The following is a 15608-nucleotide window of genomic DNA, read 5'->3' as shown; positions in this document are numbered from 1 at the left end:
AACGTCAATCTTTGATAAACCAATAACTTTCCTGCGCCCTCGCTGTAGTAAGCTCAAGGTGCTTAGCATAAAAATCAACTCTAACTTGTCCTACATCACCGGTGCTATATTGTTTGGCGTTTATTTTATTGTAACGCTCAACTACCGCTTTACTTGGAAATTGCCACTGACCTTGATAGGCACTTGAATGAATCACAATCGTTGGGTTTACTGCCTTAATAAACTCGTCACTCGAGGAGCTGTCACTGCCGTGGTGTGGGCTTATCAAAACGGTACTTTGTAAATCATCTTCCTTTTTAATTAATTGAGACTCTCGCGTCTTTGATATGTCACCGGTAAGTAGCACACTATAGTTTGCAGCTGAGATTTTAACGATACAGGAATTATCATTACTATTATTAAATTCCTCTTTAGTAAAGGTTTTAATACTCAACCCATGAAAATCGCGTGTTGTTGCTATACAGTCGTTATATACACCATTTGGATGAAAATAATCAAAACTCCATGCATAACCGGCCGCTTTAAAATGCGCAACACCTCCGGCATGATCGTTATCTTGATGACTGACAATCGCGGTACTTACCGTTAGATTATGGGCGTCAATATAGGGTAGTAATACACTAGGCACACGACTAAAGCGATTAAAGTAACTCGGGCCAAAATCATAAATAAACGCATGTTTGTCTTTTTTTATCAGTACCATTAGGCCATGGCCTACATCAAATACGTTCAACTGCCAAAGACTAGATTGCGTAAAATAATAATTAGACAGTAAAGTCAAAAGCGGAATACACGCCAGTACGCGAAGCTCAATAAAATAAAGTAAAGGAACGACACTATAAAGCAGCACCACAGTGGTTATACTTACCTGACCAACATTAAGCCAACGTATGTGCTGCGGTATTGCCAGCAACATTTGATAAATATAGGTCAGTGGAAAATCATACAACACAATAAACGCATGCCAGTCGGTTAATAACCCCAGCAACACACTTAAAAATAAAGCAGGCATTAATACAAAAGATAAAATGGGAATAGCGACAAGATTTAAAACTAAACCAGCTAAACTCACGCCATTAAAAAAGTATAATGACAGCGGTAATAAGCCAATAAATAATCCCAGTTGAATAACAAAAAGAGTGCGAATATTGGCTAACAATGAATGACCTCGCAGCGGAAACTGTTTTAAAACCATAAAAATAATACATACCGCTAAAAATGAAAAATACAGGCCAGGATTAAGCAAACTAAATGGATTAACCGCTAAAATAATAACCAATGCATATAAAATACTTCGCCATCTAAGCGCTTGCTTCGCTAAGTAATAAAGCAACAAATAACAACCCAACATAATTAAAGCGCGGGTTGCCGAAATAATGAAATCACTCAAGTAAACATAAATGAAGGCGGCAACAAAGCCAGCAGCGCTATAAAAAATAGCAATATTTAATGATTGATTTAGTTCAGGCTTAATCAACTTAAGAAAACAGCGCACTGCAAAATAACAAAAACCGAAAACCAAAGAGATATGCAATCCAGAAATAGCCAGTAAATGACTTAACCCAAGACTTTGCATTAATTGTTTATGCTCAAAGGTCATTAACGACTTGTCTCCGGTTAAGAGCACGTAATATAGCCAATTAAGCTCAGCACTACTTACGAGCTTTTTGACATAAGTCCGGTAAGCCGCAATATGATTATTTTGTGGGCGGTTGTAAATCGCTAACTGCTTATTTAATACTGTGCCTTTAAACGCTATTTTTTGTGTAAAGGCATAGAGTTGACTGTCGAACACAGTAAAATTTTTAATCCCCCTAAAATTTTTTAACCTAACTTGAGCAGTAAAAGCATCCCCTGGCTGAATAGGTTGTGTTGAATTAATACTTAATAAGGCATTAGGTGCTCTAAACTGACTATATTCGCTATCTTCCAAACGGGTTATCTTCACTTTTACGTATTGTGGAGGGGTTGAAGAAATAACCTCTTCGACAACAACATTGACTGAATAAGCATATTTTTCGTGCTGATTAGGTAATTCAAATGAATAAAACAAGATAAAATGTGCCGCTACACAGCAAATACCGCAAATAAAGCCTAACAATACAGTTAAAAACGGCTTAAAATACGTGCTCACAATGAGGATTGAAATTGTGATAACTGTAAATTCAAGGGTTTGGTAATAAAATACGGTAACAACAACTCCGATAACAAACCCAAGACTCATCCACACAGAAGTAAATGGTTGCTTTAAATGGCTAAAAAAACGATCCAACGGTTTTTACCCGATCCAAATAAAATTAGACATCACAAATCGCTAAGAATATTTGGCCGTCTTTTACATGATGCTAACCTTTGGCATTTAAATAGACGTTCGGCACGAGGTGCTTTTGCTGTTGGGCTCTTTTTTGCTTTCATCCCTGTTCCTTTTCAAATGGTGCTCGCGGCTGCCGCAGCGATAATTTTGAGAGTTAATTTACCCATTTCTGTTGCGCTAGTATGGATCACTAATCCACTGACTATGCCGCCAATTTTTTACGGCTCCTACCTTGTTGGTACATTAGTACTTAATCAACCAGAACAACACTTTGCGTTCGAAGCCAGTTGGGCATGGTTTATAGAAAGCTTAACGACAATTGGCCCTGCATTCTTAGTCGGTTCATTGGTATGCGCCTCTATCGCCAGTGTCATTGGCTACTTTGGAATAGATCTAATTTGGCGCCGCTCTGTAAGGCGGGCATGGGGAATGAGAAATAATTAGCCTCTCTTCCTTTAAATGCTTACATTACTATAGACAAAAAAAACCCAACTTAACAAGTTGGGTTTTTTAGTCGTTCTGTTTAACGATTTAAACTCATTTAAAATCTAAATACACGTCTTAAACCAACAAGTGGTAGTAATAATAAACCAAACCAAGAAAAGCTCGCAGAACTGCGTTCGTAAAATTCAGCATCTGGGGCTTTACAATTCTCAACTTCACCATTAGGGATAGGCGAAAGTTTTACCGCAACGGCTACACTTTCATACTCAATATTACCATTTACATCGGTAACAACTCCGCCCAATGAATTTCGTTTTTCAACTGTTTTAGTTGCAACACCAAATACTTCGTTGTTTTCATTAATCGATTTAGCTTCTACCATTTTATAGCTGAAACTGGTTTCACCATCACTGTCATAACAAGGCAGCAGCTTATTTAGATTAGTGATCTTGTCGTCGCCAATTTTATAAATAAAGGCTTCTGAACGACGTGAATTATCTGATTCGCCAATTTCTCCCTCACCAACAATGTAACCTTGATTATTAATGTCATTAGCATATGAGCTTGAACTTATAAAGTAATCTTCTGGAAACACGGTCGTGTTTGTATTTATATCATGGTAAAAAAGTTTGTTTCTTAGTGTGCCTTCTATTCGCTTAGTCGCAAAACCTACAACAATATCATTATCGTTGATAGCAAATGCTTTACCACTTTGCCAGTCATCTCGCTGTTCAATAAAATCGACCACTTCACCATCTTTAAAGTAAGCTGGCATCGTTAAGATTGTGGAATCTCTATCAAAGTAACGGGTATTAGAAAAACCGGCTGCAACGCCATTTTTATTAACCGCTAATGCATTACTAATAAATGGGTTACTGTCTTCATCTTCTTTTGGTGTCAGCGCTAAACCTAACAATTCTGTTGAGGTTACATTATAGGCACTGTCTAGTGTCCACTTAACCGCTGTTTTATTAAATAAACCACGTGTGTTACGACTATTAATTGATTCAATACACGTCATTACAGGTTCATCAAGACCATCACAATTATCAGCAATTAAGGTTTGTCTCTCTGTAGGGATACTCACTGATACATTACCAACAACAACGTAACCCGTGTCAGTGGCAACAATATCAGACGCTTTACTCGTCCCACCATGTTCAGTAAATTCTGGAACAAGCGGCACTTCTACACCGCCTTCAGAAATTAAAATACCACGTTCTATAAACTCTCGGGTAAACCAAGTTTCTTCTTCAGTTTCACCATCTGGTGTAAAAGTGATTTTATCAAACGGTGCACTGCCCCAACCTACGGTCGTACCGTCCTGTGCAACAGCATTATAAAAATTGCTGGTCGATCGCGTTAACCCATCATAATCAACCGAAGCCACATCAAACAAAGATTGCTCTGTAATTACACCACTGTTGTAATTTGTAGCAACAATTGAGCTAATTTTTTGATATTCAAAGTTAGCAGATAAGTTTGACAAAAAACGAACCATAAAAGTATGCGCATCAGCATTGGTATAAATAGCGTCGTTGTTTTCGATGTCGTCAAGTGTAAACGTAATTTCTTTGTCACTTAGTTCAAATGAATTTACTTCATTAGTATAAGCGTTCTTAATTAAACTATCGGTAAAATCAATATAACTAATATCAATTGGGATATTGTATAAGCCATTAGCAAGTCCAATGACATGTCCGTTTTCACTCACATCGGTAACATAAGTATGTTTTGCGTTTTCAAAGTTACCTAACTCCGTTAACGCATAGGTAGCACTTAATGCCGATGTACTCAGTGTTGCTAAAACACTGGCCGCGAGTAATTTATATTTCATTTTATTCCTTACTACTGATTCTTTAATTCTTCAAGTTCTTCCCAACGCTCAAAAGCGGCTTCAAGGTCAGACTCGAGTTGGGCTAAATGGTTCAATTCCTTAGCTGTTACATCACTGTCTTGCTTGAAAAAGTCTTCGTGACTTACTCGTTCTTGTTGTTTTTCAAGCTCAGCTTCAAGTTGCTCCATTTTATTAGGTAGTTGCTCTAGTTCAAGTTTTAATTTGTAAGAGAGTTTATTTGCTTTGTTATTACTTTTAACGGGTGCCGGCTCAGATTTTTCAACCTTTTTAACTGGCTGCTGTTGCTGCTGCTTTTCTTGCTCTGCTAAATAGTTGGTATAGGCTTCATAATCGCTGTAACCGCCAACGATATCTGTTACCTTGCCGTTACCCTCAAAGGCCCATACACTCGAACACGTATTATCAATAAACTCACGGTCATGGCTAACTATCAGCACAGTACCTTGGTATTGATTGATGATATCTTCTAGTAACTCTAACGTTTCTATGTCTAAGTCGTTGGTAGGCTCATCAAGAACCAATATATTTGATGGCTTTAAGAATAACTTAGCCAGAAGTAATCTATTTTTTTCACCACCTGAGAGCGCTTTTACGGGGGTACGAGCACGTGCTGGTGGAAACAAAAAGTCTTGTAAATAACCTAATACATGACGAGAGCGCCCGCCCATCATCACTTCTTGCTTACCCTCAGCCACGTTATCTTGAACGGTCGCTTCTTCATCGAGCTTTTCACGGTACTGATCAAAATAAGCAAATTCTAAATTAACACCTTGCTTTATTTCGCCACTGTCAGCTTTTAAATCACCAAATAGTAATTTTAATAGTGTTGTTTTACCAATGCCGTTAGGGCCGACTAACCCAATACGGTCACCACGCATAACCAAAGTAGAAAAGTCATCAGCAATGATTTTATCTTTAAATGCATGGTGTAAGTGTTTCGCTTCAAACACTAATTTACCTGAACGATCTGCCGTTTCAATATTGAAATCGGTTTTGCCTACTTGATCAACACGCTTTTTACGCTCATTACGTAATTGTTTAAGCTCACGAACACGCCCTTCGTTACGCGTACGACGCGCTTTAACACCTTGGCGGATCCACGCTTCTTCTTCCGCTAAACGCTTATCGAACAATGCATTTTGCGTTTCTTCCACTTTTAAATCATGCGCTTTTTGTTCTAAGTAAGTGGCATAATCACCTGGATAAGAAATTAGTTTACCTCGATCTAAATCTAAAATACGTGTTGCAACGGCGCGAATAAAAGCACGGTCATGCGATATAAATACAATCCCGCCTTTAAACTCTTTTAAAAATTGCTCTAACCACATTACACTTGTCATATCTAAGTGGTTGGTAGGCTCATCGAGTAATAATAAATCAGGCTCGCTCACTAGCGCACGCGCAAGTGCAACTTTACGTAACCAACCACCAGAAAGTGATTCTAGTTTTGCATCGGGGGTTAATTCTAGTTGGGTTAAAACCAGTTGAATACGGCTATCAAAACGCCAGCCATCAGCTGCTTCTAATTTATTTGATAAGCGCTCTAATTTATTGAGTAACTGATCAGTACAATCTGTTTGCAATTGTGTACTTACATGATGAAAATCAATCAGTAAGTTAGCAATTTCAGGCATACCTTGGGCAACATAATCAAATACAGTGCCGCTTGCGCCTTTAGGCGGATCTTGTTCTAAACGCGATATTTTTAAACTACCGACTTGGTTTATTTCGCCGTCATCGAGTATTACTTGGCCATCTAAGACTTTTAGAAGCGTTGATTTTCCTGCACCGTTACGCCCTACAATACACACTCGCTCACCGCTTTCTATAACCGCATCGGCATTATCTAATAATGGGTGCGTACCGTAGGCTAATTGCGCTTTTGAAATTCTAATTAAATCCATAATTAATCTTTACTCTTATTCTGCTTGCGCTAAAAACTGCTGCGCCTGAGGTGCAGTAAATGGCCAAAACAATTGCTGGCCTTGTTGATTTTTTAAAACCGGAATACTGATTTGATACTCTAAAATTAATGAGTCATCGCTCATAATATCAATAAGTTGTAATTCATCAGCTGATGAAAGTAACGGTTTTAACAGTTGCTCTGCTTGCTCACACAAGTGGCAACCGTCTGTGTGATATAAAACCCACTTAGCCATGTTTAATTAACCAGCTATTATGAATTTTTTTATTACGTTTAAAATCGGGAGATAAGGTTTTTTCTGAAATATTTTCTGCTTTTAAGCCTAAGCCCATTAACCCTACTTCGTCCATCACAAAGCCGCGTTTATTGTTAGAAAATATAAGCGTACCCGATGGGCTCAATATTTTTTTAACCCAAGTTAACAGCTTAATGTGATCATTTTGTACATCAAACGCATCTTTCATTCGCTTAGAGTTAGAGAATGTTGGAGGGTCTAAAAAGATCAAGTCGTATTGGCCTTGTGCATGCTCTAGCCATTTTAAACAGTCGGCTTGCTCAAACCGATAACGTGTATTGCTAATATCGTTAAGTGCAAAGTTATCTTGCCCCCATTTTAGGTAGGTTTTAGATAAATCAACGGTAGTAATTGCTTTTGCACCGCCTAATGCAGCATGAACCGACGCTGTTCCCGTGTAGGCAAACAAATTTAAAAAGCGTTTATCTTTTGCATTTTCTTGAATGTAACGACGCGCAAGACGATGATCTAAAAATAGTCCGGTGTCTAAGTAATCAAATAAGTTAACTTTAAACTTAGCACCAAACTCCTCTACCACCATGGTTCTGTTTTGCTTAGCCATCGGGGTATATTGTTCTTCACCTTTTTGCTTTTTACGTACTTTTACCGCAATGTTTTCAGGTGCAATATCCAGTTGTTGCGCTGTTAAGCTAATAACATCTTGCAAGCGTTTTTCTGAGGTTTTTTCATCAATTTCTTTTGGTGCTGCGTATTCAAAAATAACCGCTGAATCACCATAAATATCAACCGCAACGTTATATTCAGGAATATCCGCATCATACACGCGATAGGCATGTACTTGATTTTGCTTAAGCCAATTTTTTAAGCCTTGCTTATTCTTTTTCAAGCGATTAGCAAAAGCCATTGAGCCTTCAAAGTTTAAAGCCGGTTTGTCATCCGTGGTAAGACTCACTTGCTTGTCATCAAGTTGATACAAGTTTAATTCAACATCAAGTGGACCATTTTTAAATTTATAACGTTTTTGCTTCACCAATTTAAGCAGTTTAAACAAGCTTTCATCCATGCCTAATAAAGCTAGTTTCCAGTGGTTGAAGTGTTTTTTAAAGCCAACACCTAAACTGCGATGTAAGTTAACCAGCTCAGCCATAGAGCCAATTCGCTCACCGTAAGGTAAATTAGAAATAACAACACCCGGCAATTTAGCAACCGCAGTCAATTTAGTTGCATCGCTTTGTTTAAACTTAATTACCGTATCAAGTTCTGCGCGCTGCGCATTGGCAATGGCTTTATCAAGGACATTTGCGTCGTAATCATGGCCAATCAACCACAATTTAGGGTCGGTAATATTTGCTAAAAGCTGCTCTTTAAGTTCTTTGAATTTTGCCACTCTAAAGCTAGGTAAACGCTCAAACGCAAAGCCTTCACGAAATAGACCTGGCGCTTCATTACGCGCCATTCCAGCGGCTTCAATTAAAATAGTTCCAGCACCACAACAGGGATCAAATAAAGGCTGATTAACATTTTCAAGCCAGCCACTGCGCTTAATAATTGCTGCAGCTAAATGTTCTTTAATTGGTGCTTTACCTTGACCTTGACGGTAACCACGCTCTGATAAACGCGGGCCAGAGTAATCAATATAAAGTGAAACACCATGGCGATTTAAACGTGCAACCACTCGTACATTTGCATCTTGCTTATCAACATTTGGGCGCTGTTCATACAGATCATTAAAATAATCAACAATCGCATCTTTAATCACTAACCCTGAAAACTGGGTATTTTTAAGCGAGTCGTTTGTGCCATTAAAGTCAACCGCAAAGGTTTGCGTAGGCCCAAACCACTCTTGCCAAGGTTGTAAGCGTGCAAATTTATACAAGCTGTCTTTGTCATTTACGCCTTCTTTTTCTTCAATAAGCATAAGTACACGCGTAGCAAAGCGTGTTGATAAACACACCTTTTGCGCTAGCAATGAGTCAGCCTCAAAGCGAACAGAACCCACAGTTTGTTTTGACACCGTAGCGCCAAGCTCTGTAAGTTCATCAACCAATAAATTTTCGATTCCGATAGAAGTAAGTGCGATAAATTGCAAAGTAAAAACCCTTAATAGCTAATTGCGCGGGATTATAACATAGGTTTGCGTACAAATACGCCATAAACACGGTGGGGAAACTAAATTAGATTAAGCGGTTTGACTATCGTACTGTGAGATAATAAGCGGGTGAACACGGTTGTTTAATACGCGGATCACTTCAAACTGTGAGAGTGATAAATTATCGTCAAGCGCAAAGGTTTCGCTTAAATTAATACACACAGAAGCATCAGGGCAATGCTCCACAATTAAAAACTCGCCAGTTTGAGATTCAGAGCTCAAGTTGATAACGGCTTCAGTACTAGGTGTTGTACCCGTGTAGGGTTTAAAAAACCAACTTTTAGCTAAAACGGGCTTTAATTGAAACTTAACCGCGGTCGCATTGAGCGCTATTTGACATAATTGCGCAGGATTCCATAAGTTAAACTGCTCGAGGTAATAATATACCTGCTCATAAAAAGCGGCGTCTTCTAAACTAAAGTAAGGGTTTTTAAAGGTGCAATCTGTTAATTGCCTTAGTTTATAAGGGGTGCATAGTTGCATATCGTCATTTAAATCAAGCAGTAAGCGGTTTTTTTCAGCACACGCTATCCACTGCCATTGCTTTGACGCTTGTAACATTTGCCCCTCCCTACTTAGTACTTAAAAAAATAAAATAAGACAATAAGCTTAGAGTATAGCTGCTTTTGACCATTTTTAAAACGTCTTTTTAGAACATTTATCGAACGATCAAAAGCTTACATAACTGATCCTTATAAGTCGTTAATGATCGACTTGACCAATTGTGGTCCTTTATAAATAAATCCAGTGTAAACTTGAATCAAATCAGCCCCTGCGTTCATCTTCTCTTTAGCCGATTGAACGTCATCAATACCGCCTACACCAATGATAGGTAATTGATTATTAGTTAAACGTTTTAGTTCAGAAACAATATGAGTTGAACGCTCTCTTACCGGAGCACCCGATAACCCCCCTGCTTCATCAGCATACTGCTGACCTTGCACTAGGCTACGCTCAAGGGTGGTATTTGTGGCAATCACACCATCAATTTTATTCGTTAATAGTGATTCGCTCACTTGTTCAATTTGAATAGGATCTAAGTCTGGCGCAATTTTAACCAGCATAGGTACATTTTTATTATGCTTGGCAATTAAATCTAACTGCTCATTTTTTAAACTTTGCAATAGGTCATCTAATGCTGCGCCATATTGTAAGTCACGCAATCCTGGTGTATTCGGCGATGAAATATTGACGGTTATGTAAGATGCATACTCAAACACTTTACGCATACAGTGAATGTAATCATCTTTGCCCTGCTCATTTGGTGTATCTTTATTTTTACCAATATTGATACCTAAAATACCATCGTATTTAGCTGCTTTAACATTGTTAACTAAATTATCAACACCTTTGTTATTAAAGCCCATACGATTAATAATCGCATTCGACTGTGGCAATCTAAACATACGTGGCTTATCGTTCCCCGCTTGAGGACGCGGTGTTACTGTACCCACTTCTACAAAACCAAACCCCATTTGGGCGAATGCATCAATACACTCGGCATTTTTATCAAGACCAGCGGCAAGCCCTACGGGATTTTTAAATTCGAGGCCTAAAAAGTTCACAGGCTTATTTGCCACGCTTTGTGACCACGCGGCACTTAACGGTGTATTAGCAAAGCGACGTAAGTTATTAAGAGCAAAATCATGGGCCCACTCCGCATTACGGGTAAACATAAAACGGCGAGCTAAATCGTAAAACATGAATATAATCCTCTTAAAGTTGTAGACAAAAAAATACCTCAGACAAGGCTGAGGTATTATATAACAAAAAACTGTTTAACGATTAATTTTAATCAGTTGCAGTTTATTACTTTGCAGAGGTATCACAGTTGTGGCCTAGTAACATAAGCTCTCTAAGTGCAACTGAGAATTTTGCAAAGTCATGACTTTGCGATGTTTTAAATTCAGTTAGCATTTGTTTCCAGCGCTGTAATAACAGATCTTGGCTATCCATCCACTGTTCAATTTGGCCATCAACATCACTACTATCACCTTCAAAGCTGTTTAACACTACTTCAGATAATGTACGTTGTTGCCAATCTAACTCTTCACGATATGAAGCACGCGCAAGTGCTTGCCAATGGTTTGAAACAGGTTGATTAGTAATTTGGTCTAAGAACCAATGTAGCCCCATTTGCGCACCAAGTTTGAAGTAAGTGTGCGATACCATATCGATTTTACGATTAGAGTTTTGCGCAATTTGTGTCAAGTCCATTACAGAGAACAAGCTTGATAACGATACAATACGCTGAGCAATCTCAACCGGAACACCGCTTTGCGTTAGCTCTTCACGTGCACTTTCTATACGATCGCTTTCTGTTTTCACGATGTATTTAGTTAAGTTTTCACTTAAATCGGCAAACGTTGGTGCAAATGCTTCAATTGATTGCTCAATGGTTTGTGCTTTCGTACGATGACGTAAGAACCAACGAGTTGCACGACGAACAGTACGACGTAACTGGTACAACATTTCTGTTTGTACGTTAGACGGTATCTTGTTATCTAAATCACTAATCGATAACCAAGTGTCACGCATTTGGAATATTTCACTTGCGATTGAATAACATAATGCAATCTCAGCTTCGTTTGCACCTGTTTCTTCATTCATACGCACCATAAAGTTTAAGCCCATATCGTTAACAATATTATTTGCTAACTTAGTGGCAATGATCTCTTTGCGTAGTGGGTGATTATTCATAGCATCGTTAAACTTCTCACGTAATGGACGTGGGAATGATTTAACCAATAACTGACGATAGTAAGGGTTTTCGGTAATTTCGTCGGTTACTAATGACTCTTTAAGAACCATTTTCGCATAAGAGACCAACACTGAAAGCTCAGGACGTGTTAAATCTCTGCCTGCGGCAGCACGCTCTGCTAACTCCTCATCCGTCGGAATAAACTCAATCGCACGGTCTAACTTGCCCTCTTTTTCAAGCGCATGAATAAAACGAATTTTTTCTTTAAGCGTTGAGGTCCCTTTCGATTGGGTAATCGATAAAGTGTGTGTTTGACGATAACAGTCTTTAAGCACTAATTCAGATACTTCGTCGGTCATTGAGTAAAGTAACTCATCACGTTGCTTACGTGTTAAATCACCTTCGGCAACTAAACCATTAAGTAAGATTTTAATGTTTACTTCGTTATCTGAACACGCAACACCGCCTACGTTATCGATAAAGTCAGTATTTACACGGCCACCTTTAGCAGCAAATTCAATACGACCTAACTGGGTTGCCCCTAAGTTACCGCCTTCGCCAAAGACTTTAGCGCCAAGGTCTTTACCATTAATGCGCAGTGCATCGTTTGCACGGTCCCCTACATCCGCATCTGTTTCTTTAGAGTGCTTAATGTATGTACCAATACCGCCATTCCACAATAAATCAAACTCCATCATAAGTGAGGCTTTGATCAATTCATTAGGCGTCATGCTGGCTTTTTTAGTGCCCAACATTTTTTTCATTTCTGGGCTTAGCGTAATCGACTTGGCTGCACGAGAGAACACACCACCGCCGCTTGAAATTAACTCTTTGTTGTAATCTTCCCATGATGAACGTGGTAAATTAAATAAACGCTCGCGCTCTGGGTAAGAAGCAGCTGCATCGGGGTTTGGATCCACAAAAATATGTAAGTGGTTAAACGCCACTTGCAAACGAATGTGCTTTGATAACAACATACCATTACCAAATACATCACCGGCCATGTCACCAATGGCAACGGCAGTAAAGTCTGTGGTTTGACAGTTAATATCCATTTCACGGAAATGACGCTTAACAGACTCCCATGCACCACGGGCAGTAATACCCATTTTCTTATGGTCGTAACCTACTGAACCACCTGATGCAAACGCATCACCTAGCCAGAAGTTATATTCGATTGCGATACCGTTCGCAATATCAGAGAAAGTCGCAGTTCCTTTGTCCGCTGCAACCACTAGGTATGCATCGTCTTCATCATGACGAGTAACATCAACAGCAGGTACAACTTCGCCGCGCTCAATATTATCTGTGATATCTAATAAGCCACGAATGAAGATTTTGTAACATTCTTGGCCTTCTTTGATAAACGCTTCGCGCTCACTAGGTAGTTGTTTACATACAAAGCCACCTTTTGAACCAACCGGTACAATTACGGTATTTTTAACCTGCTGCGCTTTTACCAAGCCCAAAACTTCAGTACGGAAGTCTTCACGACGGTCTGACCAACGAAGGCCGCCACGCGCAACTTTACCAAAGCGTAAATGCACACCTTCAACACGCGGCGAGTAAACGAAAATCTCAAACGCAGGCACAGGCAGTGGTACTTCTGGAATTAAACTTGGTTGAATTTTAAGTGAAATATATGACTTAAACTTACCTTCAGCATCTTTTTGGAAGTAGTTTGTACGCAGCGTTGCAACAATCATATCAACGTATAAACGGATAATACGGTCATCATCAAGATTCGCTACGTTTTCTAACTCTGCATAAATTTCTAAGCCTAGTTTTTCAAGTGTTTTAGCACTTGCAGGACTTTTAACTGAGAATTTTTTAGCAAATAAATTAACGATTTTAGCCGCGATGTGTGGGTAATTAGCAAAGGTGCTTTCGATGTACGTTTGCGAGAAAGTAACCCCAATTTGGCGCATGTATTTAGCGTACGCACGTAAAATTGATGCTTCGCGACCGGTTAACCCACCCATTAACACTAAACGGTTAAAACCATCGTTTTCTAAACGATTTGCCCACACACTGGTTAGTGCGGCACGAAAACGTGCGGAAATTTTATCAAAATCGGCCATCCCTTTGCTATCAATCAGCATTGAGAAGTCCATAATCCAATTAATTCCACCATCACTGGTTTTAACTGAGTAAGGTGTTTCACCTACAACACGTAAACCAAAGTTTTCCAGCATTGGCATCACATCTGATAAATGAATTGGCTCATCTTTGTGGAATAAGCTTAAACGAACAATATTGCTGCTCGCCTCTTCTTGTGGACGATAAAACAACATCTCAAGTTTGTTGTCATCGTTTAGCATTTCTAGCTTTTCAATATCAACAACAGCGGCACTTGGTAGTACTTCTTCTTTATATGAACGTGCAAAAGCGTTGCAGTATTTACGGTTTAATTCGTTACCACGTGCTTCACCAGCAGATTCGAGTAAGGCTGATTGGAGTTTATCTTCCCAGGTACGAGCGGCTTCTATTAGATTATTTTCTATGTCTTTCACGTTATATTCAATATTGTTATCGGTCACACGAACGGTGTAATGAGTACGCGCCAGTGTTGACTCTGAGAAATAGGTAGTAAATTCGACTTTAACGTCAGAATTAAATGCATTCGCTAAAATAGCCTGCGTTTCGCGGCGCAGCGCCGTGTTATAACGTTCACGTGGTACATACACCATACAAGATAGGAAGCGACCGTATGCATCTTTGCGAACAAATAAACGACACATATCGCGTTCTTGAATTTGTAACACGCCCATAGCAACTTCAAGTAGCTCATGTTCGCGAGCTTGCACTAATTCGTCACGTGGGTAGGTTTCTAAGATGTTTAATACCGCTTTGTATGCATGTGTACCCTTAGCAAAATCACACATATCCATAATGCGATTAATCTTGCTTTTAAGAACTGGGACATCAGCAGCGCTGTTATTATAAAAGTTAGATGAGAATAAACCTATAAAACGGTCTTCACCAATCACATTACCTTTGTCATCAAAACGCTTAACACCCACATAATCAATATAGGCTGGGCGATGAACTCGAGATAATGAATTGGTTTTCGTTAAAATTAATAAGTTGCTACTACGTGCTTCTTGACGAGCCACTTCAGGTAACTCAGAAAGTAAACGTGTATGCTCAGCATCCGAGTTTTTCATTAACCCTAAGCTGGTATCCATTTTACCTTTTAATTGATAATCACCTTGGACTGGCGAGAGCTCATATTGGCGGTAACCCATTAATGTAAAGTTGTCTTTTACTAGCCAATCTAAGAACTCAACGGTTTCATTTATTTCGTTATCATTTTTATCTTTGTGGCTTTTAGGCAAGCTTTTGCTAACTGCGATTAGTTTTTCGCGAATAGGCTGCCAATCTTCAACCGCAACCGATACATCAACGAGTACAGATTCAAGTTCTTTTTTGAAAGACTCAATAACAGTAGCATCTGTTTGACGGTCAATTTCTATGAAGAATACTGTTTTTGTTGATGTTGATTCTTGCTCTGCTTTTAAGCTTGATAACCCTGATATTTTATCGTTTTTATCACGTTGAATTTTCAGTGGGCTATGTAGAAGTAAGTGAGAGGCAATGTTTTCTCGTGTCATGGCCATACGCACAGAGTCAACTAAAAATGGCATATCTTTAGCAATGATCTCTACAATGGTATGCGATGACTGCCAGCCATCTTTTGCCACTTCAGGGTTGAAAACGCGAATAACTGCGTCATCTGATGTATTTTTTTCTAGCGAATTCCAAAGGCTAAGTGCAGCACCATATAAGTCACTGTCGTTGCGATTTGCCAAATCCTCTTTAGACATATTGCTGTACAAGGCTTTGGCGAATTTCTCAACGAGTAACACATTATCAGCGCGAACTTTTTTCTGGATAAGCTTACAGACGTTATCTAAAATAACCGAGGCTTGGCCTTCATTTCGTGTCATTGTATGTTCCTT

At 39.1% G+C, this 15608-nt stretch carries 9 protein-coding genes; 1 reads left to right on the top strand and 8 read right to left on the bottom strand.

Annotated elements, in window-relative coordinates:
- Positions 1–4: 4 nt before the first annotated feature.
- Positions 5–2272 (bottom strand): DNA internalization-related competence protein ComEC/Rec2, encoded by a 2268-nt coding sequence (locus CWC14_RS01965; RefSeq protein WP_138560975.1) that lies wholly within the window; start codon positions 2270–2272, stop codon positions 5–7.
- Between CWC14_RS01965 and CWC14_RS01960 the strand changes: the two genes are divergently transcribed.
- Complete coding sequence (locus CWC14_RS01960) at positions 2252–2758, top strand: DUF2062 domain-containing protein (protein WP_013465022.1); 507 nt, start codon at positions 2252–2254, stop codon at positions 2756–2758. The two genes, CWC14_RS01965 and CWC14_RS01960, sit on opposite strands and share 21 nt — an antisense overlap.
- A gap of 97 nt (positions 2759–2855) precedes the next feature.
- Here CWC14_RS01960 and CWC14_RS01955 read toward each other — a convergent pair whose 3' ends face one another.
- The 7 genes from CWC14_RS01955 to CWC14_RS01925 form a co-directional block, all read right to left on the bottom strand.
- Positions 2856–4595: a DUF3466 family protein gene (locus CWC14_RS01955; RefSeq protein ID WP_138560973.1), complete on the bottom strand. Its 1740-nt coding sequence runs from the start codon at positions 4593–4595 to the stop codon at positions 2856–2858.
- Between the two features lie 11 nt (positions 4596–4606).
- The gene (uup, locus tag CWC14_RS01950) at positions 4607–6520 is read right to left on the bottom strand and encodes an ATP-binding cassette ATPase Uup (RefSeq protein ID WP_076921383.1); all 1914 of its coding nucleotides are present in this window, start codon (positions 6518–6520) and stop codon (positions 4607–4609) included.
- 15 nt (positions 6521–6535) lie between these two features.
- Positions 6536–6775 (bottom strand): glutaredoxin family protein, encoded by a 240-nt coding sequence (locus CWC14_RS01945; protein WP_016900376.1) that lies wholly within the window; start codon positions 6773–6775, stop codon positions 6536–6538.
- Positions 6768–8885 (bottom strand): bifunctional 23S rRNA (guanine(2069)-N(7))-methyltransferase RlmK/23S rRNA (guanine(2445)-N(2))-methyltransferase RlmL, encoded by a 2118-nt coding sequence (gene rlmKL / locus CWC14_RS01940; protein WP_024603050.1) that lies wholly within the window; start codon positions 8883–8885, stop codon positions 6768–6770. The genes CWC14_RS01945 and rlmKL overlap by 8 nt, the downstream gene beginning before the upstream one ends.
- A gap of 90 nt (positions 8886–8975) precedes the next feature.
- Positions 8976–9506 carry a cell division protein ZapC gene (locus CWC14_RS01935; RefSeq protein ID WP_013465028.1) on the bottom strand — a complete coding sequence of 177 codons (531 nt, stop codon included), beginning with the start codon at positions 9504–9506 and terminating at the stop codon, positions 8976–8978.
- 131 nt (positions 9507–9637) lie between these two features.
- Complete coding sequence (pyrD, locus tag CWC14_RS01930) at positions 9638–10648, bottom strand: quinone-dependent dihydroorotate dehydrogenase (protein ID WP_138560971.1); 1011 nt, start codon at positions 10646–10648, stop codon at positions 9638–9640.
- A 106-nt stretch (positions 10649–10754) separates the two neighbouring features.
- Entirely contained in the window at positions 10755–15596 is a 4842-nt protein-coding gene (locus tag CWC14_RS01925) for an NAD-glutamate dehydrogenase (protein ID WP_138560969.1), read from the bottom strand.
- Positions 15597–15608: the final 12 nt, after the last annotated feature.

This window comes from Pseudoalteromonas sp. S3260 (genome assembly GCF_005886925.1).
GTDB classification, from domain to species: Bacteria; Pseudomonadota; Gammaproteobacteria; order Enterobacterales; family Alteromonadaceae; genus Pseudoalteromonas; species Pseudoalteromonas tetraodonis.
Note: the sequence above shows the minus strand (reverse complement) of the source record. Positions and strands in the feature narration are given on the sequence as shown.